At 71.4% G+C, this 17637-nt stretch carries 17 protein-coding genes; 7 read left to right on the plus strand and 10 right to left on the minus strand.

Annotated elements, in window-relative coordinates; genetic code table 11:
• Positions 1 to 27: 27 nt before the first annotated feature.
• The 6 genes from Acy02nite_RS36615 to Acy02nite_RS36640 all read right to left on the minus strand — a co-directional run bounded on the left by Acy02nite_RS36615 (position 28) and on the right by Acy02nite_RS36640 (position 6378).
• The gene (locus tag Acy02nite_RS36615) at positions 28 to 579 is read right to left on the minus strand and encodes a DinB family protein (protein WP_203752000.1); all 552 of its coding nucleotides are present in this window, start codon (positions 577 to 579) and stop codon (positions 28 to 30) included.
• Complete coding sequence (locus tag Acy02nite_RS36620) at positions 576 to 2156, minus strand: dipeptide ABC transporter ATP-binding protein (RefSeq protein WP_203752003.1); 1581 nt, start codon at positions 2154 to 2156, stop codon at positions 576 to 578. Before Acy02nite_RS36620 ends, Acy02nite_RS36615 begins: the two co-directional genes overlap by 4 nt.
• Positions 2153 to 3142 (minus strand): ABC transporter permease, encoded by a 990-nt coding sequence (locus tag Acy02nite_RS36625; protein ID WP_203752006.1) that lies wholly within the window; start codon positions 3140 to 3142, stop codon positions 2153 to 2155. Before Acy02nite_RS36625 ends, Acy02nite_RS36620 begins: the two co-directional genes overlap by 4 nt.
• A 58-nt stretch (positions 3143 to 3200) precedes the next feature.
• On the minus strand, positions 3201 to 4040 hold the full coding sequence (locus Acy02nite_RS36630; RefSeq protein ID WP_239175512.1) for an ABC transporter permease: 840 nt from the start codon (positions 4038 to 4040) through the stop codon (positions 3201 to 3203).
• Positions 4041 to 4081: 41 nt separating this feature from the next.
• Positions 4082 to 5776: an ABC transporter substrate-binding protein gene (locus Acy02nite_RS36635; protein WP_203752012.1), complete on the minus strand. Its 1695-nt coding sequence runs from the start codon at positions 5774 to 5776 to the stop codon at positions 4082 to 4084.
• A gap of 257 nt (positions 5777 to 6033) precedes the next feature.
• Positions 6034 to 6378 (minus strand): nuclear transport factor 2 family protein, encoded by a 345-nt coding sequence (locus tag Acy02nite_RS36640; RefSeq protein ID WP_203752014.1) that lies wholly within the window; start codon positions 6376 to 6378, stop codon positions 6034 to 6036.
• A 121-nt stretch (positions 6379 to 6499) separates the two neighbouring features.
• Here Acy02nite_RS36640 and Acy02nite_RS36645 point away from each other — a divergent pair, with 121 nt between their 5' ends.
• The 3 genes from Acy02nite_RS36645 to Acy02nite_RS36655 all read left to right on the plus strand — a co-directional run bounded on the left by Acy02nite_RS36645 (position 6500) and on the right by Acy02nite_RS36655 (position 8590).
• Positions 6500 to 6850, plus strand: coding sequence for a PadR family transcriptional regulator (locus Acy02nite_RS36645; RefSeq protein WP_203752016.1), 351 nt, complete (start codon positions 6500 to 6502; stop codon positions 6848 to 6850).
• Between the two features lies 1 nt (position 6851).
• Entirely contained in the window at positions 6852 to 7397 is a 546-nt protein-coding gene (locus Acy02nite_RS36650) for a hypothetical protein (protein ID WP_203752018.1), read from the plus strand.
• A gap of 128 nt (positions 7398 to 7525) precedes the next feature.
• Positions 7526 to 8590 carry a glycosyl hydrolase gene (locus Acy02nite_RS36655; protein ID WP_203752020.1) on the plus strand — a complete coding sequence of 355 codons (1065 nt, stop codon included), beginning with the start codon at positions 7526 to 7528 and terminating at the stop codon, positions 8588 to 8590.
• Here Acy02nite_RS36655 and Acy02nite_RS47315 read toward each other — a convergent pair.
• Both Acy02nite_RS47315 and Acy02nite_RS36660 read right to left on the minus strand, forming a co-directional pair.
• Complete coding sequence (locus tag Acy02nite_RS47315) at positions 8577 to 8705, minus strand: hypothetical protein (protein WP_264653222.1); 129 nt, start codon at positions 8703 to 8705, stop codon at positions 8577 to 8579. The genes Acy02nite_RS36655 and Acy02nite_RS47315 overlap by 14 nt on opposite strands.
• A gap of 378 nt (positions 8706 to 9083) precedes the next feature.
• Complete coding sequence (locus Acy02nite_RS36660; protein WP_203752021.1) at positions 9084 to 9908, minus strand: hypothetical protein; 825 nt, start codon at positions 9906 to 9908, stop codon at positions 9084 to 9086.
• Positions 9909 to 10121: 213 nt separating this feature from the next.
• Here Acy02nite_RS36660 and Acy02nite_RS36665 point away from each other — a divergent pair, with 213 nt between their 5' ends.
• The 4 genes from Acy02nite_RS36665 (at position 10122) to Acy02nite_RS36680 (ending at position 15011) form a co-directional block, all read left to right on the plus strand.
• The gene (locus tag Acy02nite_RS36665) at positions 10122 to 10700 is read left to right on the plus strand and encodes a copper resistance CopC family protein (RefSeq protein WP_203752023.1); all 579 of its coding nucleotides are present in this window, start codon (positions 10122 to 10124) and stop codon (positions 10698 to 10700) included.
• Between the two features lie 139 nt (positions 10701 to 10839).
• Positions 10840 to 11862, plus strand: a complete 1023-nt coding sequence (locus tag Acy02nite_RS36670) for a hypothetical protein (protein ID WP_203752026.1) — start codon at positions 10840 to 10842, stop codon at positions 11860 to 11862.
• 13 nt (positions 11863 to 11875) lie between these two features.
• A complete protein-coding gene (locus Acy02nite_RS36675; protein ID WP_203752027.1) occupies positions 11876 to 13612 on the plus strand; it encodes a M16 family metallopeptidase in 1737 nt (578 codons plus the stop codon).
• Positions 13613 to 13817: 205 nt separating this feature from the next.
• Positions 13818 to 15011 (plus strand): DUF1996 domain-containing protein, encoded by a 1194-nt coding sequence (locus Acy02nite_RS36680; protein WP_203752029.1) that lies wholly within the window; start codon positions 13818 to 13820, stop codon positions 15009 to 15011.
• A 123-nt stretch (positions 15012 to 15134) separates the two neighbouring features.
• On the opposite strand, the gene Acy02nite_RS36685 is transcribed toward Acy02nite_RS36680, so the two are convergent.
• Together Acy02nite_RS36685 and Acy02nite_RS36690 are read right to left on the minus strand one after the other, a co-directional pair.
• Positions 15135 to 15470: a hypothetical protein gene (locus tag Acy02nite_RS36685; RefSeq protein ID WP_203752031.1), complete on the minus strand. Its 336-nt coding sequence runs from the start codon at positions 15468 to 15470 to the stop codon at positions 15135 to 15137.
• Between the two features lie 108 nt (positions 15471 to 15578).
• Positions 15579 to 17447: a carbohydrate-binding module family 20 domain-containing protein gene (locus Acy02nite_RS36690; protein WP_203752033.1), complete on the minus strand. Its 1869-nt coding sequence runs from the start codon at positions 17445 to 17447 to the stop codon at positions 15579 to 15581.
• Positions 17448 to 17637 lie beyond the last annotated feature (190 nt).

The raw sequence follows: 17637 nt of genomic DNA on the forward strand, positions 1-17637 counted from the left end.
GCGTCGACGGAGCAGCCGCGTCCCTGATCAGGGGCGCGGCTGCCAGCCGGCCGGTGGGTCCTCGCCGACGAGGCCGTCGACGGCCTCGCGCAGCAGGTCCGCGTGGCCGGTGTGCCGCCCGTACTCCTCCAGCAGGTCGAAGAGCAACCGGCGCAGGCTGACCGGTTGCCCGCCCGGGCCGGTCAGGTGCACCGGCCGGTCGAGGCCGCCGTCGGCGAGCGCCGCCATATAGCGTTCGCGGGCCGCCGCGACCGCCGAGTCCCACAGGGCGTAGAGCTGTTCCGGCGAGTCGTCAGCGGCGGACCGGAACTCCCAGCCGTCCCCGCTCAGGGCCGGCTTCCACCGCTCCCCCGGCGACTCCCCGCGCAACTTCCACGCCGAGTGGTAGTCCTCGACCAGGGCAAGGTGCTTGAGCAGGCCGCCCAGTGTCAGCGAGGACGCACCGGCCGTCGCGTTCAGGCCGGCGGCGGTGAGGCCGTCGGCTTTCCACCGGAACGTCGCCCGCTGCCGGTCGAGGGCGCCGAGCAGATGTTCGGTCTCGGTCCCGGCGAACGGCGGTTCCCACCAGTAGTCGGTCATCGGCCCACCGTAGAGCGCAGCGCGCGCAGGCGCCGCGCCTCAGCGGGGTCGGTCACCGGGACGGCGGCGAGCAGCTCCTTGGTGTACGGGTGCTGCGGCTGGTCGTAGACCTCGGACGTGGGTCCCACCTCGACGATCACGCCGTCCTTGAGGACTGCCACCCGGTCCGCGATCCGGCGGAGCACGGCCAGGTCGTGGGAGACGAAGACCAGGGACAGGCCGAGCTCGGCGCGCAACTCCTCCAGCAGGGCGAGGACCTGCGCCTGGGTGGTCACGTCGAGCGACGAGACCGGCTCGTCGCAGACGATCAGGCGGGGGGACGGCGCGACGGCGCGGGCGATCCCGACCCGCTGCCGCATGCCGCCCGAGAGCTGGTGCGGGTAGCGATCGTATTCGGACCGGGACAGCCCGACCCGCTCCAGCAGGTCCTCGACGCGGGTGCGCGGATCGCGTACGCCGGAAAGCCTCAACGGGTCGGCGATGCTCTCCCCGATAGTGCGACGCGGGTTGAGCGACGACAACGGGTCCTGGAAGACCATCTGCACGGAGCGTCCGCGCCGGCGCGCGATGTCCACCCCGTCGAAGGTGATCGACCCCGAGCTGGGCGGGATCAGGCCGACCATCATCCGGGCGAGGGTGGTCTTGCCGGTGCCGGACTCGCCGACGATGCCGAGGGTCTCGCCCGCGTGCACGTCGAGCGTGACGCCGTCGACGGCCCGGACCGGCGGTGGTTTGCGGAACGAGCCGCGGCGCCGTTGCGGGAAGTGCTTGTGCACGTCGCGGACCCGCAGCAGCGGCGGCCCCGGCTCGAAGTCCCGGTTCCCGGGTTTGGGCACCGCGTCCAGCAGCGCTCTCGTGTACTCGTGCCGGGGTGACAGCAGCACGGACTCGGTGCTGCCCGACTCCACGGCCCGGCCGTCGCGCATCACGATCACCGACTCGGTCGACCCGGCGACCACGCCCAGGTCGTGGCTGATCAGGAGCAGCGCCGCGCCGGTCGTGGCGCGCACCTCGTCGAGCAGGTCGAGGATCTGCGCCTGCACCGTCACGTCGAGGGCCGTGGTGGGCTCGTCGGCGACGATCAGTTTCGGCCGGTTGGCGATCGCCATGGCGATCAGCGCGCGCTGGCGCATGCCACCGGAGAACTGATGCGGGTACGCCCGGGCCCGCCGCTCCGGGTCCGCGATGTGCACCTGGCCGAGCACCTCGACGGCCCGCTCCCGTGCGGCTCGGCGGGTCGCGCCGGTGTGCAGCCGGTACACCTCGGCGATCTGGTCGCCGACGGTCTGGAACGGGTTCAGCGCCGTGAGCGGTTCCTGGAACACCATCGCGATCCGCGCGCCGCGGATGTCCTTCCACGGGGCGCCGGTCACCAGGTCCGTACCGTCGAATCGGATCTTGCCCGAGACGGACCCGCCGCTGAGGCCGAGCAGGGCCAGGGCGGCGGTGCTCTTGCCCGATCCCGATTCGCCGACGATGCCGAGCGAGCCGCCCGCCTCCAGGGTGAAGGACAATCCGTCGACGGCCTGCTTGTCGCCGAAGGAGATTCGCAGATCGTCCACTTCGAGAAGAGTCATCGCAGTTGCACCCGGGGATCGACGGCGGCGTAGAGAAGGTCGGCGGCGGTGTTGGCGAGCACCATGATCAGGCCGGTGAGCAGGGTGACCCCGACGACAACCGGCAGATCGATCTGGTTGACCGCGCCGACCAGCAGCTGGCCGACGCCGGGCAGCCCGAACATGGTCTCGGTCAGCACCGCGCTGGTGATGATGCCGGCGAGGTCGACGGCGGTCAGCGTGACCAGCGGCAGCAGCGCCCCGCGCAGCGCTTTGCGCCAGAGGATGCGGCGTTCCGGGATCCCGTACGCCCGCGCGGTGCGGATGTGGTCCTCGGCCAGGCTCTCCTGCAGCCCGGCACGGGTCAGCCGCGCGTAGGCCGCGGTCTGGATCACCGCGAGCGCGATCCACGGCAGGAGCAGATTCTGCGCCCAGAGCAGCGGGTCGGTGGTGAACGGGACGTACTGCGGGAACGGCAGCCACTGCAGGTGCACGCAGAAGAGCAGGAGCAGCAGCAGGCCGACCAGGAACACCGGCGTCGCGTAACCGGCCAGGACCAGCCCGTTGACCAGGCGGTCGAACCAGCGGAACCGGCGGGTGCCGGAGAGCAGCCCGGCCCCGATGCCGAGCAGCAGCGACAGGATCTCGGCGCCGAACGCCAGCGAGAACGACACCGGGAGCCGGTCCATCAGCAGCGTGGTGACCGGTTGCGAGGTCTCGAACGAGTAGCCGAGGCACGGCGCCGGGCAGTGCCGCACCGTGGGACCCAGCGAGTAGTCACGGCCGGTGAAGATGCCCTGCAGGAAGTGCCAGTACTGGGTCCAGACCGGGTCGGCCAGGCCCATCGCGGCGCGCACGTCGGCGAGCCGTTCCGGGGTGCAGCCCTTGCCGCAGGCCAGGATCGCCGGGTCGGACGGCGCGAGGTAGAACAGCGTGTAGATGAGGGCGGAGAGCACCAGCAGCACGATCGCGCCGCCGACGATCCGCCGGGTCAGGTGGCCGATCACCGGTGCTCCTCCGCGCGCTCGAGCTCCGCTGGTGCCGGGTGCCGCCCGGTGCGGTGGTTCATCGCAGGATCTCCCTCTGCCGCGGGTCGAGGACACGACGCAAACCGTTCGCGACCAGCACGAAGGAGAGCAGGGTCAGGAACAGGAGCAACCCCGGGATGATGACGTACGCCGGGTCGGCCCGGAACCAGGTCGTCGCGGTGGACAGCATCTGGCCCCAGGACGGGGTGGGCGGGCGCACGCCGACGCCCAGGAACGACAGCCCGGCCTCCGCCACCATGTTCGTGGGCAGCAGCAGCGCCGCGTAGGTGAGGATCGGGGCGGTCAGCCCGGGCAGGATCTCCCGCCGCGCGACCCGCCACCACGGCGCGCCGGCCACCTGGGCGGCGGCCACGTAGTCACGGGTGCGCAGGCTCAGCGTCTCGCCGCGGCTGATCCGGGCGGTGCCGCCCCAGCCGAGCAGCGCGATGACGACGGCCAGGATCAGCGGGCGCGGCCAGTCCTGCGGCACGATGGCGAGCAGCGAGATCGCCAGGACCAGCGACGGGATCGACAGGACCAGGTCGATGACCCGGCTCAGCCCGGCGTCCGCCCAGCGCCCGCCGAGCCCGGCCGCGATCCCGACGCCGACCCCGAGCAGCACCTCGAGGATCGTGGCGCCGACCGCCACGCCGAGCGACACCCGGGCGCCGTAGACCACGCGGGCGAACAGGTCACGGCCGGTGCCGGGCTCGACGCCGAGCCAGTGCTCGCCGCTGACCCCGCCGAACGCGCCGATCGGCACGCCGCCGCGCGCCGAGTCGAGCAGCGTGTCGTGGTACGTGGTGTAGTCCTGACCGGCGAGCGCGGCGAGCAGCGGCGCGGTGACCGCGACCAGCACCATGCCGGTCGCGATCACCGCCCCCACTACGAAGCCGCGATCCCTGAGGAGCGCACGGATCACTTGACCGAGACCCGGCCGACGTCGAGCTGTCCGCGCCAGCCGTCGGCGTACGCGTTCTTGACGTTCTTGCCGTACAGGTAGACGTCCTTCTCGTGGGTCAGCGGCAGGACCAGCGCGAGCTTGCCGAGCTTGGCGTCGAGCGCACCCCAGCGGGCGGCCGCGGCGGCCGGGTCGGTGAGCGCGTTGATCGCGTCGATCTCGGCGTTCACCTCGGGGTCGTTGTACTGCGCGAGGTTGAAGTTGCCACCCGCCGTGATGATCTGCCGGCCGTCGAAGATCGGGATCAGGAACGGCCCGCCGGACGGCCAGTCGGCGCCCCAGGTGGCCAGGGACAGGCCGGGCTGGGTGGCCGGCTTGCCGGTGATGTCGCGGTAGGTGCCGGTGTCGATCGCGTTCAGCTTGACCGTGACGCCGGCCTGCTTGAACGCCTCCTGGATCGCCGAGGCGACCTTCGGGCCGATGCCCTCGGAGTCGTCGTTCTCGTGGGCGAGCTCGATGCTCAGGTTGCTCAGGCCGGCCTCGGCGAGCACCTGCTTGGCCTTGTCCGGAGCACCCGTGTCACCGGCCGGGAACCAGTCGTACTGCTGGTAGCCGAGCGCTTTCTGCGGGGGCAGGAACGTCGTGGACGGGCCGACCACGGCCGAGCCGCCGAGCGCGTTGACGACCGAGGTGCGATTGATGGCGTACGAGAGAGCCTCGCGCACCTTCGGGTTGTCGAACGGCGCCTTCTTCGTGTTGAAGGCGAGGTACGTGGTCGACGGGAACTCGCCGCGCGTGACCCGCTTGTCCAGCTCGGAGCCGGTGCCGAGCTGCGCGAGCTGTTCCGGGCCGACGACCGCGTCGGTGGTGACCGCGTTCGCGTCCTGGCCGGCGCCGGTCACGATCCGCTGGTTGATCACCGCGGAGTCGAGGCCGGAGGTGACCTCGATGCGGTCCGGGCAGGCGTACCGCAGCTCGTCGATCTTGGTGGACCAGTGCGTGTTGCGGACCAGGACCAGAGACTTCTTCGGCTCGTACGACTCGACCTGGTACGGCCCCGAGGAGATCGGGTGCTTCTCGTAGTCGACGCCGTTGTCCTTGGCCTTCGGGACCGGCGCGAACTGGGTGGCGGTGGCCAGGAACGGGAAGTCGCCCTCGGGCTTGCTCAGCTTGAAGACGATCGTCTTGTCGTCCGGCGTCTCGATCGAGGTGATGCCGTCGGGCTGCTTGTACGGGCCCTGGTAGTCGGCCGCACCGGCGAGCCAGTCCCGCAGGTAGGGCGCGCCGCCGGGGAGCTCGGGGGCGAACGAGCGCTCGATGCCGTACTTCACGTCGGCCGCCGTGATCGGCGTGCCGTCCTCGAACTGGATCCCGTCGCGCAGATGGTAGGTCCACGTCTTCGCGCCGTCGGACGGCGTGCCCAGGTCGGTCGCCAGGTCCGGCGCGGGCTTCGTGCCGGCGTCGCCGGGCTGCCGGTTGCGCGTGGTCAGCGTGCGGAACAGCAACGACGGCAGGTTGCCGCCACCGGAGGTGTAGAGCCGCGCCGGGTCGAGGTGGGTGATGCCGCCCTGGTTCAGGACCGTCAGCGTGCCGCCCTGGCAGGTCGCCGGGTCGAAGGCCGCGTTCGACGTGGTGGTGTCGCCACCGCCGCCTCCCTGGCAGCCGGCGAGTAGCACGGTCGCCGTGAGAACGATGGGCACAAATCTGCGCATGAGGGTTTCCTTAGAAGGGGACCACAACAGCGGTGAACCTATCGGATCGATAGGCAATGTGCACTATCGCCGCAACATTCGATGCAAATCGTTTAACTTTCGATCCGCCCCCGTACGCGACCTCGCCGGCCCGCACGGTCCGCGGCGCGCCGCACGGCTCCGGCTGGCGCTCACGGGTGCATCAAGCCCCGGAACGACCCCTCAGGGCCAGCCGGGATCGGGACTTCGTCGCAGGCGGTGAGCTCGCCCCGGCCGGGTCAGACCTGGTCGGGGGCGGTCGCGGGCTGGGAGACGTCCCAGTGCTCGACGATCAGGTCGCCCTCGAAGCGCCAGATGTCGACCACCGCCTCGCCCTGGCCCCCCTCCTGCGGGGTCAGGAGGAAGTGGGCGACCACGAACTGGTCGTCGGCGATCACCCGCCGCAGGTCGAGGGTCGACGAGGCGATCGGGCCGTTGATGGTGGCGTCGATGAAGCCGTCCTTGTCGCGCGGGGTGGCCGGGTCGTGGTTGACGAAGTCGTCGCGGATGACCTCACGCAGCACCTCCACGTCACCGGCGGCGAATCGGCCGAACGCGTCCAGGAATATGTCCTTGATGGTCATGCTCCGCACGATGTCATCGGGACGGCCGTCGCGTCGATTACCTCACCGGTAACCGCCAAGCCTCCCAAACCGCTCACGCCACTACTTGACATTATCCAGTACTGGACGAAGCATAGGAGGGGTGACGGAGAGCCATGACCCGCAACTTCTCAAGGGCGTCCTGTCGCTCCTGCTCCTGCACCTGCTGGCGGAGCGCGAGTCGTACGGGTACGAGGTGGTCCAGCGCCTGCAGGCGGCCGGGTTCGCCGACGTGCTGGAGGGCAGCGTCTACCCGGCGCTGAACCGCCTGCTCCGGGAAGGTCGCGTCCAGACCCGGCTGGTGCCGTCCCCGGGCGGCCCCGCCCGGAAGTACTACCGGCTCACCGGCGACGGGCAGCGCGCCCTCGCCGAGTCCACCGCCGCCTGGGACCGGCACGTCGCCGGCGTCCGGGCTGTCCTGTCCCGCCCCCTCCCGTCGATGCAAGGAGCCTGAGATGGCGATCGGATGGTTCGACCGGCTGCGCATCGAGCGCCTGGTCTGGATGCTCGACCAGCAGATCTACGACCTGCCGCGGGCCCGGCGGATCGCCACGCGCCGTGAGGTCCGGGCGAACCTGCTGGAGGCGTCCGCGGACGTCGGCACGACCGAGGCGCTGCGCCGGATCGGTGGGAGCCGCGGCCTGGCCGAGCAGTACCTGGTGGCCGAGTTCGGCGACCGGCCGCGCCCGTCGTGGATCGGTGCGATCTACGCGGCCGGGCTCACCCCGCTGCTGCTGAACTACCTGCTCAGCGAGGTGACGAACGGGTTCACGGACGGGGTGCGGGCCGCGCACGGGAGCGGGACGTTCGCCTTCGACGGGGTGGCGTACCTGCAGCACGCGCTCACGGTCACCGTCAGCGGCTCGGAGGTCGCGCTCAGCGGCGGGTCGTGGACTCCGTGGACGTACGCCATCTGGCTCTTGATCGTGATCTTCGCGGGGCGTCTCTGGCGCTTGCGGCGGCGGAGTTCTCAAGTGCGGGCCGGCGCGACCGACGATTAAGCCCGGACGGCCCCGGAGACCGCAACCGGCGGGCACCTGTGCGGGCACCGTCGTGACAACTCCGATCCCGGAATCTTCTCTCCATGCCCGGCGGGCAACACCGCCGGACAACATGGGGGAGATTCCGCTTGAAGCGCACGACGCTCCGCAAGACCGTACTGACGCTGGCCGCCCTCGTCGCCGGTGCCGGCGCCGCGATGACGACCACGCCGGCTCAGGCCTCGCCGAACGCCGCTGCCGCCTCTTCGAAGTCCTGCGTCACCGACGCCAAGCTGGTCCCGAGCTGCGGCGTGCTGTGGGGCGCCGCCGCCGGCGGTTTCACCGGCAAGCCGCGCGACGAGGAGCACAAGAACTGGGAGAAGCTCTCCGGCCGCACGGCGACGATCTTCCACACGTACCACAAGGGTGACGAGAAGTTCCCGACCGACGCCGAGATCGCGATGGCCCGGGACAAGGCGCACCCGCGGGTGCTGCTCCTGAACTGGCGTGTCGAGTACGGCACCACCTGGGCCGGCGTCGCCGCGGGCAAGGCCGACAAGCGGATCGACGCGTTCGCCGCCCGCCTCAAGAGCAAGTTCAACGAGAAGTTCTACCTCGTGCTCAACCACGAGCCGGAGGACGACGTCCGCACCGACGCGAAGTCGGGCATGACCGCCAAGGACTTCGCCAAGTCGTTCCGCCACGTGATCCAGCGCCTGCGCGCGCAGGGCGTGTCGAACGCGGTGAGCGTCGTCGCCTACATGGGCAACGAGAAGTGGATGGCGCAGTCCTGGTGGAAGGACCTCTACCCGGGCAACGACGTCGTCGACTGGATCGGCCTGGACTCCTACGTCAGCGCCGAGAAGAACTACTACCACGCCGGCAAGTTCGCCGACCTGCTCGACCGTAAGGCCAAGACCGCCGGCTCGCAGGGCTGGTACGACTGGGCCACCAAGACCCACCCGGGCAAGCCGATCATGGTCGCCGAGTGGGGCGCGTACCACCGCGTCGGCAAGGTCGTCGACAAGGCCGCGCAGTTCAACAGCGTCCTGCCGGAGCTGGCCAAGCGGCCGGCGATCAAGGCGATCGTCTACTTCGACACGAAGAAGGACCTGTTCGGCGACCGCGACATCAGCATCGACAGCAGCGCGTCGTCGCTCACGGCCTTCCGCAAGCTGGCCGCGAACCCGCTGTTCAACGTCACCGTTCGCTGACCGTGTTCGGGCCGCCCGGCTTCATGCCGGGCGGCCCGTCCGTCGTGTGCGGGCCGCTCGGCGGCATGCCGGGCGGCCCGTTGCCATTCCCCACGATCACGTTCAAGATCTTCATGTCCCAGCTTTGCTGTGGTCCGGATCGTCGCTCCCGCGGGGACCCTTGCGGGCTTCGCAGGGCCGTGGCCGGCCCAGAACGCGAAGCCCTCCAGGGCGATCTCCGTGGGTGGTCCCGCTCAGAGCACAAACCCCGCCCACGGGCCACTCGCCTTTCCAGCGCGACGTCCGTGCGAGCACAGGACTCCCGGCTCGGGCCGAGTCGGCGAGCGCGATCGTCGTGTGCGGGTCGCGAGACCGCAGCCACTCACCCCGGCTGCGCGGGCCGGGGTTCCGGCTGGTGCTCATGGTCGTTATCCGGGACGGATAACGACCATGAGCACCAGCCGGGACCGTGACGCCCGCTGGGAGCTGGACCGAAGCGGGCGTCGGGCGGGACTCAGCTCGTAGTGGACGGCGCGGGGTTCGCGGCACTCGGCGGGGTGCCGTTGCCCGGGGCCGTTCCGTTGCCGGGAGTGCCGTTGCCAGGAGTGCCGTTGCCCGGGGCGGCGCCGGGGGCGGTGCCGTTGCGGTTGCCGCCGTTGAAGCGGCCGTCGCCGCGCCGGCCGGGGCCGAAGTCGCCGCGGCCCGGGGCGTTGTTGCCGGGGCCTGCGCCGTTCCGGTCGAAGCGGTCGCCACCCGGCCCGGAGTGTCCGCGATGGTCACCCCGGTGGTGGCCGAAGACGGCGCCGCCGACCGCGGTGATCCCGGCTCCCAGGAGGCAGCCCAGCAGCAGCGCGGCGACCGTGGCCAGGATCGGGACGCGCCGGCCGGCCCAGCCGCCCCGCGGTCCGCGAGGTCCCCGGGGACCGGTCGGGACGTAGGCGAACCCGGGTGGCGGAGGCGGAAGCTGGCTGCCACCGTCACCGGCGGGGACGTAGGCGTAGCCGGGCGGCGGAGGCGGAAGCTCACTGCCGGCGCCCGCCGGGACATAGGCCCAGCCCGGCGGGGGCGGCGGCACAGCGGCGGCCGCGGCGGGAACGGCAGTGGTCGCAGTGGTCCCGGCGGGGGCGGCGACCGGCTGCTCGGCGGGCGGATCGGTGGGGTGAGCGGCGGTGACCGGCTGCTCGGCGGTGCGAGTGGCGGGGTGGCCGGCGACCGCGGAGGTGTACCCCGGCTCGGCGGGCGCGGGCGCGTCGCCGGACGCGGCCGGGGTCACCGGGATCGGGGCGGTCGGCGGCTCGGACGAAGGGGTGGAACTGCGCGAGGGGTTCTCTTCACTCATCGGGGGACTCCGTGTTCGGCTTCGAGGCGGGTGCGCCCGGTACGAGAGTCGCTCGCGTACCTGTGACGAACCGCGTCACGGGCGTAAGAAACGGCTAAGAGCTGCTGCGGCCGTACCGGGAAATCGGGGTGGAAATGCGGCGAAGCCGCCGGGAACCAGGGCGCGGTCCGGGGCGACTAACCGGCTACCCGAGGAGAGAGATTTACTGACGACATGACGAAACGTCTCCTGCTTGTTCTCGCCGCCATGGTCGCGGTGCTGCTCCCGGCGGTGCCGGCCGCCGCGCACAATGCGCTGGTCGAGGCGGTTCCGGCGAAGAACTCCACGGTGAAGAAGGCGCCGGCCGCGGTGAAGCTGACGTTCCTGGAGAAGCTGAACGGGTTCACGATGACCGTGAGCGGCCCGGACGGTTCGCCCATCGACGGGGCGTCGCCGGACGTCGGCGGGAAGAGCGCGCAGGTGGCGTTCGCCCAGCCGTTGCCGAACGGGAAGTACACGGTGGCGTACCAGCTCACCTCCGGGGACGGCGACGTGGTCAAGAGTTCCTACACGTTCACCGTCGACGCGCCGGTGGCAGCCGCCTCCCCGTCGGTGGCGGCGACGACCGTGTCCACGGCGCCCAGCGACGTGCCGTTCAGCCCGATCGCCACGGTCGCCGCGCAGAACGCCGAGCCGGCGAGCGACGACAGCGGCAGCGGGCCGTGGCTGGGCCTGATCGCCGGGATCGGCATCCTGGTGCTGGCCGCGGCCGCGATCTTCGTCTTCGTCCGGCGGCGCGCCGCGACGAAGTAGCCGGCCCGGCGGCGTACCGGGACGAAGTAGCCGGCCCGCGGGGCAGCCGATCGGGTGGGCGCGCCCGCCCGATCGCGGCGAGGTCTCGGCCCCGAGACGTACCCACGCGCCTGACCTTGATCACCTATGCTCTGCGATCGTGCTCGACCGATTCGCTGTACGACTCTCCCCGACGGCGCCCTATCCGCAGGCCCAGGCCCTGGTGAAGACCGCGGCGGCCGGCGACTGGGCCGGCGTGCGGCGGGTCGTCGACGAGGCGGAGCCGCAGGCGCGCACCCGGCTGATCCGGCTGGTCGCCGAGCACGACCGGCTCGGCGACCTCGCGACGCGGGCCCTGGACGCCGACCCCGCAGATGCCACGGCCGCGGCGACCCGGGCGGTTCAGCTGGTCCACCAGGGCTGGCGGATCCGCGGTGACACTCTGGCCCGGTACGTGTCGGCGCGCCGGTTCGAAGCGTTCCACCGTTACCTGGCCGAGGCGGAGCGCGTGCTGCACGCCGGGCTGACCCGCTCGCCCCACGATCCAGCATTGTGGACGGTCGGTCTGGTCGTCGCCCGCGGCCTGCAACTGGGTCTCGACCAGGCCCGCTACCGGTACGAGTGCCTGGCCGCCTTCGACCCCCACCACCTGCCCGGCCAGTCGCATCTGCTGCAGCAGCTCTGCCCGAAGTGGGGCGGCACCTGGTCCGCGGCCGAGGAGTTCGCCCGGTCCGCCGCCCGCGCCGCGCCGGACGGCGCCCACAGCGTGGTGCTCATCGCCGACTACTACCTGGAGAAGATGCTCGACCAACGGAACGCCGTGCCGTGGCGCCGCGCCGACGTCCGCGCCGAGCTCGCGGAGGCCGCCGACCGGTCCGTGCGGCACCCGGCGTTCCGGCGCACGATCGGCTGGGTCCAGGTGGTCAACTCCTTCGCGGCGGCGTTCAGCCTGTTCGGTGACCGCACCGGCGCGAGGCAGATGTTCGCCATGCTCGGCCCGTACGCGTCCGAGTTCCCGTGGGTGTACCAGTCGGATTACGCCCCGGCCGCGTTCCGGCGGTCGCGGTTGCGTGCCAACGGCCTGTCCGGCGGGCTGCCCGGCGTGCTGCCCGGCGTCGTGGACGCCCTGCTCGTCGCGGCGTCGCCCGGCATCCAGGTCGTCCGCCGCTTCGTCACGAGATAGCCCGGAGAATCGTATGAGCAGGCAATTCACGACGAACGGTGTGCCCGGCCTGTTCGCCGAGTCGGGCGGAGCACTGCGGGCCGGCCTGGTGTTCCGGGTCGGTCAGATCGACGAGCCGCTGGCCCGTCGCGGCATCACGCACCTGATCGAGCACCTGGTCCTGCACCGCACGGGTCTGACCGAGCACCACTACAACGGGATCACCGCGCCGGACTTCACCGCGTTCGTGACCCAGGGCTCGGCCGACGACGTCCGGACGTTCCTGAGCGGGGTCTGTGCCTCGCTGCGTGAGCTGCCGATCGACCGGCTGCCGGTGGAGAAGGAGGTGCTGCGCACCGAGGCCGCGTCGCGGGAGCGGGGCGCGAATGCCGCGATGCCGATCTGGCGGCACGGCGCCCGGGGCTACGGGCTCACCGCTTACCCCGAGTTCGGCCTCGCCGGGCTGACGGCGGCCGACCTCACCGCCTGGACGGCCCGCTACTTCGTCCGGGGCAACGCGGCACTGTGGGTGAGCGGCCCGCACCTGCCGGACGGTCTCACGGTGGACCTGCCGGACGGTGAGCGTCAGGCCCTGCCGCCCGCGCCGTCGGTGCTCCCGGTCACGCCCGCGTACTTCCCCGGCCCGCCCGGTGTCGTCGTCTGGGACGCCGTGGTGCCGTGGGAGAACGCCGCCGTCGTGTTCGCCCATCTGCTGAGCCGCGAACTGCACCGCAGCCTGCGCCACGAGGGCGGCCTCTCCTACACCGCCACCGCCGGTCACACCCCGCGCGCCGACGACACCGTCCTGATCACCGCGCTGGCCGACGGCCTGCCCGCGAAGCAGGACGCCGTTCTCGCCGGGGTGGTCGGCGTGCTGGACCGGTTACGCCGCGGCGATTTCGAGGACGCGGAGCTCGCCGCGGCCGTCAAGCAGCGCTGCGACGAGCTGGTCGACGCCGGAGAGCAGGGCGCCCGGGTCATGTGGCAGGCCGTCGACCTGCTGCTCGGCCGTGCTGCGAGCGACCTCGGCGACCAGCTGGCCCGGACCCGCGCGGTCAGCCGGGCGGACGTGACGCGGGTGGCGCAGGCGGCGTTCGCGGCCGGGCTGCTGCAGACGCCGGGCGACACCGAGGCCGAGCAGGCCGGCTATACCGCCGCCCCGGCCGCCTCCGGGCACCAGGTCACCGGGCGGGCGTACCCCTCGCTCTCGGACCCGGCCCACAGCCGGGCGATTCTCGGCGCCGAGGGTGCCACCGTGGTCCAGGGGGAGACCGTGGCGACGGTGCGCTTCGACGCCTGCGCCGCCGCCCTGGCCTGGCCCGACGGTGGCCGCCGCCTGATCGGCGCCGACGGGGTGCAGGTCCACCTGGAGCCGACGATGTTCCACGGCCTGGCCGCCGCGATCCCGGTCCTCGACCAGCACCTTCCGGCCGCGTGCCGGGCCGAGATGGCTCACCGTGACCCGGAGAGCATCCCCCGGCCCCGGTTGGCGCTGCCCACCATCGCACCGCCGGCCGGGCCCGCCGCGCCGTTGCGTGCGCCGGCCGCGCTGCCGGATCCGGGGGCCAAGCGTGCCTATCTGCTCAACCTGGTGATCTGCGTCGCCGTCATCCTGGCTTTCGCCACCGGGACCATCGATCCGGCGGAGCTGCGCGCCCCGTCCGGCGGTCATCCGATCGACAACCTCCCGGCTCTGCTGTTCATCATCGCGTTGCTGGTCGCCCGCAGCGTCTGGGCGATTCGCGGACTGCTGCGCCTCTACCGGCGCTGACCGGACCATTCGTCGGCGGCCCGTCCGGGTGCGGGCAATCAAGGGACGCCTGACGGGGCTGCGGATAACGCTTTTCCCGGTGACGCGGACCATTTCCGTACGGACGGGCAGTCTTTTCTTTTCTCTCTTTTAAGTGCCTGTCCGGAGCCCGTCCGGCCTGCCTAGCATTCCCGGCGATCAGGTCTTTGCCGTTGGGGAGTGTGCTGTGCCGTCATCCTTGTCCCGGGAACCGTCGAGTCCCGGCCGTCACGCCCGCCGCTCGCGGGGCTCTGCCGTGGCCGCGGCCGGGGTGGCCGTCGCCGTGGTCGCCGGAGTGGCCGTGTGGGCGAGCCGCGGCAGCGACGGCGGCGGCGACCCGGCCGGCGCGATCGTGGGCGAGCCGGTGGCCGCGCAGTCGAGCACGCCGGTGGAGATCCCGTCGAGCGTGCCGGTGTCCGCCGTCCCGTCACGCTCCGCGCCGGCCTCCGCCCGGGCGAGCGCCGCCGCGCCCGCGCAGCCGGTCGCCAAGGGTGGCTGGATCACGGTCGACCAGGCCGCCTGGGACGCGCAGGTCGCGAAGTTCAAGGCGACGAAGGCCGACCCGCCGGGCAACGCCGGCAACCTGGCCGAGTTCCGGGCCGACTGCACCTACAGCCACCGCAAGGCGGACGACCCGATCGTCTTTCCCGGGCTGCCGGGCGCCTCGCACATGCACTCGTTCGTCGGCAACAAGGCGGTCGGCGCGGACACCACAGCGGACGATCTGATGACGTTCACGGCCAGCACGTGCAAGCCGGCCGTGGACCATTCCGCCTACTGGGTGCCGACGCTGTACGACGCCGCGACAAGGAAGCCCGTGGAGACGACCGGTTTCCGCGTCTACTACCGGTCGATCCGGAGCAATTCCACGGACATCATGCCGATGCCGAACGGTCTGCGCGAAATCGCCGGCGACGCGAAGAAGAAGGTGCCGACGCCCCGGGGCGCGCAGGGCCAGTTTTACTGCGCTTTCTACGGCCCGGGCAATCTCGACGGCGATTCCCGCAGCGACAACGGGAACTGGCCGATCTGCGGCAAGCCCGCCCACCTGCATTTCACGTTGCAGTTCCCGGACTGCTGGGACGGCAAGCACCTGGACAGCCCGAACCACAAGGACCACGTCGCGTTCGGCACCGACCAGGGCTGCCCGGCCGGCCATCCGGTGCGGATCCCGGCGTTGACGTTCGAGATCACGTACGGCGTGACGGGCTCCGCGGCGGGGTACTACCTGTCCTCGGATCCGGACGGGAAGAGTGCCTCGTCGATGCACGGTGACGCGTTCCTGATGTGGGACGGGTCCGCGATGAACCAGCGGGTGCGCAACTGCCTCGCGCAGCGCCGCACGTGCGGCAACGACGGCTACGACCCGTTCTCCTTCTGACCGCCGCCCGCCCGCGGAGGCACGGGGCAGCCCCGCTCGCCACGGGAAGGGCGAACGTGCGGGGCGTCCCGAGCCTGGCCGGCGCCGTTGAGAGCCGGCGCGGCCGATGTGCGGCGTGAACGGTCAGCCGAGCAGGCGGACGATCGGGTCGCCGGGGGCGCCCAGCCATCCGGCGACCGCACCGATCGGCTCGTGCAGCGCCCGCCCGGCCAGCAGGAACGCGCCCGCCCGGGTCAGCGTCTCGGTCAGCCGGTGCACCACGTCGGCGATCTGCTCGCGGTCGATCTCGGGCGCGGCCAGCGCCGCCTCGACGGTCGCCAGCTCGAGCCGGCCCGCGGCCTTGACCTGTGGTGACAGCGGCAGGGCGGCCAGCACCCGGCCGATGTCGCGGACCTGGGCCTGCACGTCGGCGGTCGCCGTGACGACCTGCGCGGTCGAGGTGCCGTGGAAAGAGAACATCGGGATCAGCCTCCTAGGCGGATCGGACTAAACGGACAAATCGTCCGCCCCCTTCCAACGACGGAGGGCCCGCGCACGGTGTGCGGGCCCTCCGGTGAGACGAAGTCGTTATCTCCAGGTGTCGCTCGTCGAGTACGACGTCGCGGTGCCCGTCGTGAGCGACCGGTTGCCGCCGGACTCCCAGACGACGTTCCCCGCGGCGTCCTTCTTGATGTACTTGTACTCGAAACTCGCCCCGGACGGCACCGCGACCGGCGACGTCCAGATCGGATAGCCGCTCGCGCTCAGCGGGACCGCCTTCGAGGTGTCCCAGTTGCCAAGGGCAGCGTTCGAGCCGACGACGTAGACGCTGGTTCCCATGGTCGTGGTGGCGTACACGTTGAAGGTCACCTGCACGGTGCCGGTGGAGCCGGTCGGGCCGGCGCTCGGGGACACCGGGCTGCCGGTCGTGCCGGCGCCGGACCTGGCGGCGACGTCGATCGCGACCGCGCCGTTCGCCGGGATGGTCACCGACGCGGTGCCTCCGGAGACGGTGATCGTGGTGCCGGCGCAGCCCGTGCCGGTCGCGCCGCCGGTGATCCGGTCGCAGTAGGTCCCGTTCGCCAGCCCGGTCGGGTAGGTGGCGGTCGACGCGCTGCCGGAGCGGTTCACGCCGAACCAGCCGAGCGAGCCACGGCTGAACCCGATGATGCCGGCGGCGGTGTTCGTCCAGTTGGAGACGGTGGTGACCGACCGCGTTGCGTTGTGCCAGCCGACCATGCCCTTGACGCCGGTGCTCTGGGTGGAGCACTGCCACGCGCCGTTCGAGCAGCTCGTGCCGGTGACGTAGCCGTTGGCGTCGGACGGCGGCGACGCGCCGGTCGCCGAGGTGGAGAACGCGAAGCCGTCGTAGAGGAACGGCTGCCCGTACGGGTACGCGAGCAGGAAGTAGTTCGCCAGCGTGTAGGTGCTGCCGTCCTGGTAGCGCAGCGTCGAGCCGTTGCGCTCCAGGTCGTGGTTGGTGACCATGGCCGCGGTCTGCGCGCTCGACGCGTCCAGGCTCCACGACGGGATGCCGGCCAGGTTGGACAGGGTGCCGTTGGCGAACTGGGTCTTCAGCCCGTACGCGTACGAGAAGCCGAGCACGTCACCGATCCCGGTGTACGCGCTCGCGCCGATCTCCCCGCTGCCGCCCGGCATGACCTCCTGCGCGAAGTACGGCGCCACCCCCTCGGCGGTGGTGGTGTGCAACTGTCCCTTGATCGCGGACAGGTCGGAGGCGGCCATGTGCTTGGCGGCGTCCACCCGGAAACCGTCCACTCCCCAGTCGACCAGCTTGTTGAGATAGCCCGCGATCTTCGTACGGACGGAGCTGTCCTGTGACTTCAGATCGGAGAGGCCGACCAGTTCGCAGTTCTGCACCTCGGCCGCATTGGTGTAGTCGTCGATCTGACCGTCGGCGTCGTTGCAGTAGCCGTCGTTCGGGTGGTGGAAGTCGCCCGACGCGTACGGCACCGCGGGGTAGGAGTAACCGCTGGGGCTGAACGTGGAACCGCCGTACCCGCTGGCGACGGTGTTGTTCGAACCGGCCATGTGGTTGATCACCGCGTCGACGTAGACGCGGACGCCGGCGTTGTGGCAGGCGGTGACCATGCTGGTGAACTGGGCCTGGGTGCCGAGCCGGCCGGTGATGCCGTACGAGACCGGCTGGTAGACCTCCCACCACGGGTGCGCGCCGTCGCTGGTCGAGGGGAGCGTCACCGACTCCTGCGGCGGGGCGACCTGGACCGCGCCGTAACCGGCCGGGCCGAGGTGGTTGGTGCAGGCGGACGCGATGGAGGGGAAGTTCCACTCCCACAGGTTCGCGGTCACATCGCTGTTGTTGAGGGTCACGGCGGCGCTGGCGGTGGTCGCCAGGCTGACGCCGACCAGGCCCGCGGCGGCCAGCGCGAGGCTGGTCACAGACCCGAGCACCAGGGTGCGCGTTCTTCTCTTCATGGGGACGCCTTCGGTGGGGACGGGTGGTGAAACTTCTTGCAGAGGGGTCGGAGCAGCTCTTGCCCGACGATGCGGGGGATGCCGGTGCAAGTAGTTGCAACTTGTTTCAGGAAGTTACCAAGTGATGTCAGCCTCGTAAAGACATCGAACCCTGTGTGTCCACAATGAAAAGCGCCCCCTGGGTTCAGGG

Origin of the sequence: Actinoplanes cyaneus (assembly GCF_016862095.1) — a bacterium.
In the GTDB taxonomy this organism is placed as follows: domain Bacteria; phylum Actinomycetota; class Actinomycetes; order Mycobacteriales; family Micromonosporaceae; genus Actinoplanes; species Actinoplanes cyaneus.

Bases quoted from the DNA above. Each gene is read 5' to 3' on its own strand.
- Acy02nite_RS36615 (WP_203752000.1), bottom strand. From the start codon at position 579: ATGACCGACTACTGGTGGGAACCGCCGTTCGCCGGGACCGAGACCGAA.
- Acy02nite_RS36620 (WP_203752003.1), bottom strand. From the start codon at position 2,156: ATGACTCTTCTCGAAGTGGACGATCTGCGAATCTCCTTCGGCGACAAG.
- Acy02nite_RS36635 (WP_203752012.1), bottom strand. From the start codon at position 5,776: ATGCGCAGATTTGTGCCCATCGTTCTCACGGCGACCGTGCTACTCGCC.
- Acy02nite_RS36640 (WP_203752014.1), bottom strand. From the start codon at position 6,378: ATGACCATCAAGGACATATTCCTGGACGCGTTCGGCCGATTCGCCGCC.
- Acy02nite_RS36650 (WP_203752018.1), top strand. From the start codon at position 6,852: ATGGCGATCGGATGGTTCGACCGGCTGCGCATCGAGCGCCTGGTCTGG.
- Acy02nite_RS47315 (WP_264653222.1), bottom strand. From the start codon at position 8,705: ATGAAGATCTTGAACGTGATCGTGGGGAATGGCAACGGGCCGCCCGGC.
- Acy02nite_RS36660 (WP_203752021.1), bottom strand. From the start codon at position 9,908: ATGAGTGAAGAGAACCCCTCGCGCAGTTCCACCCCTTCGTCCGAGCCG.
- Acy02nite_RS36665 (WP_203752023.1), top strand. From the start codon at position 10,122: ATGACGAAACGTCTCCTGCTTGTTCTCGCCGCCATGGTCGCGGTGCTG.
- Acy02nite_RS36675 (WP_203752027.1), top strand. From the start codon at position 11,876: ATGAGCAGGCAATTCACGACGAACGGTGTGCCCGGCCTGTTCGCCGAG.
- Acy02nite_RS36685 (WP_203752031.1), bottom strand. From the start codon at position 15,470: ATGTTCTCTTTCCACGGCACCTCGACCGCGCAGGTCGTCACGGCGACC.
- Acy02nite_RS36690 (WP_203752033.1), bottom strand. From the start codon at position 17,447: ATGAAGAGAAGAACGCGCACCCTGGTGCTCGGGTCTGTGACCAGCCTC.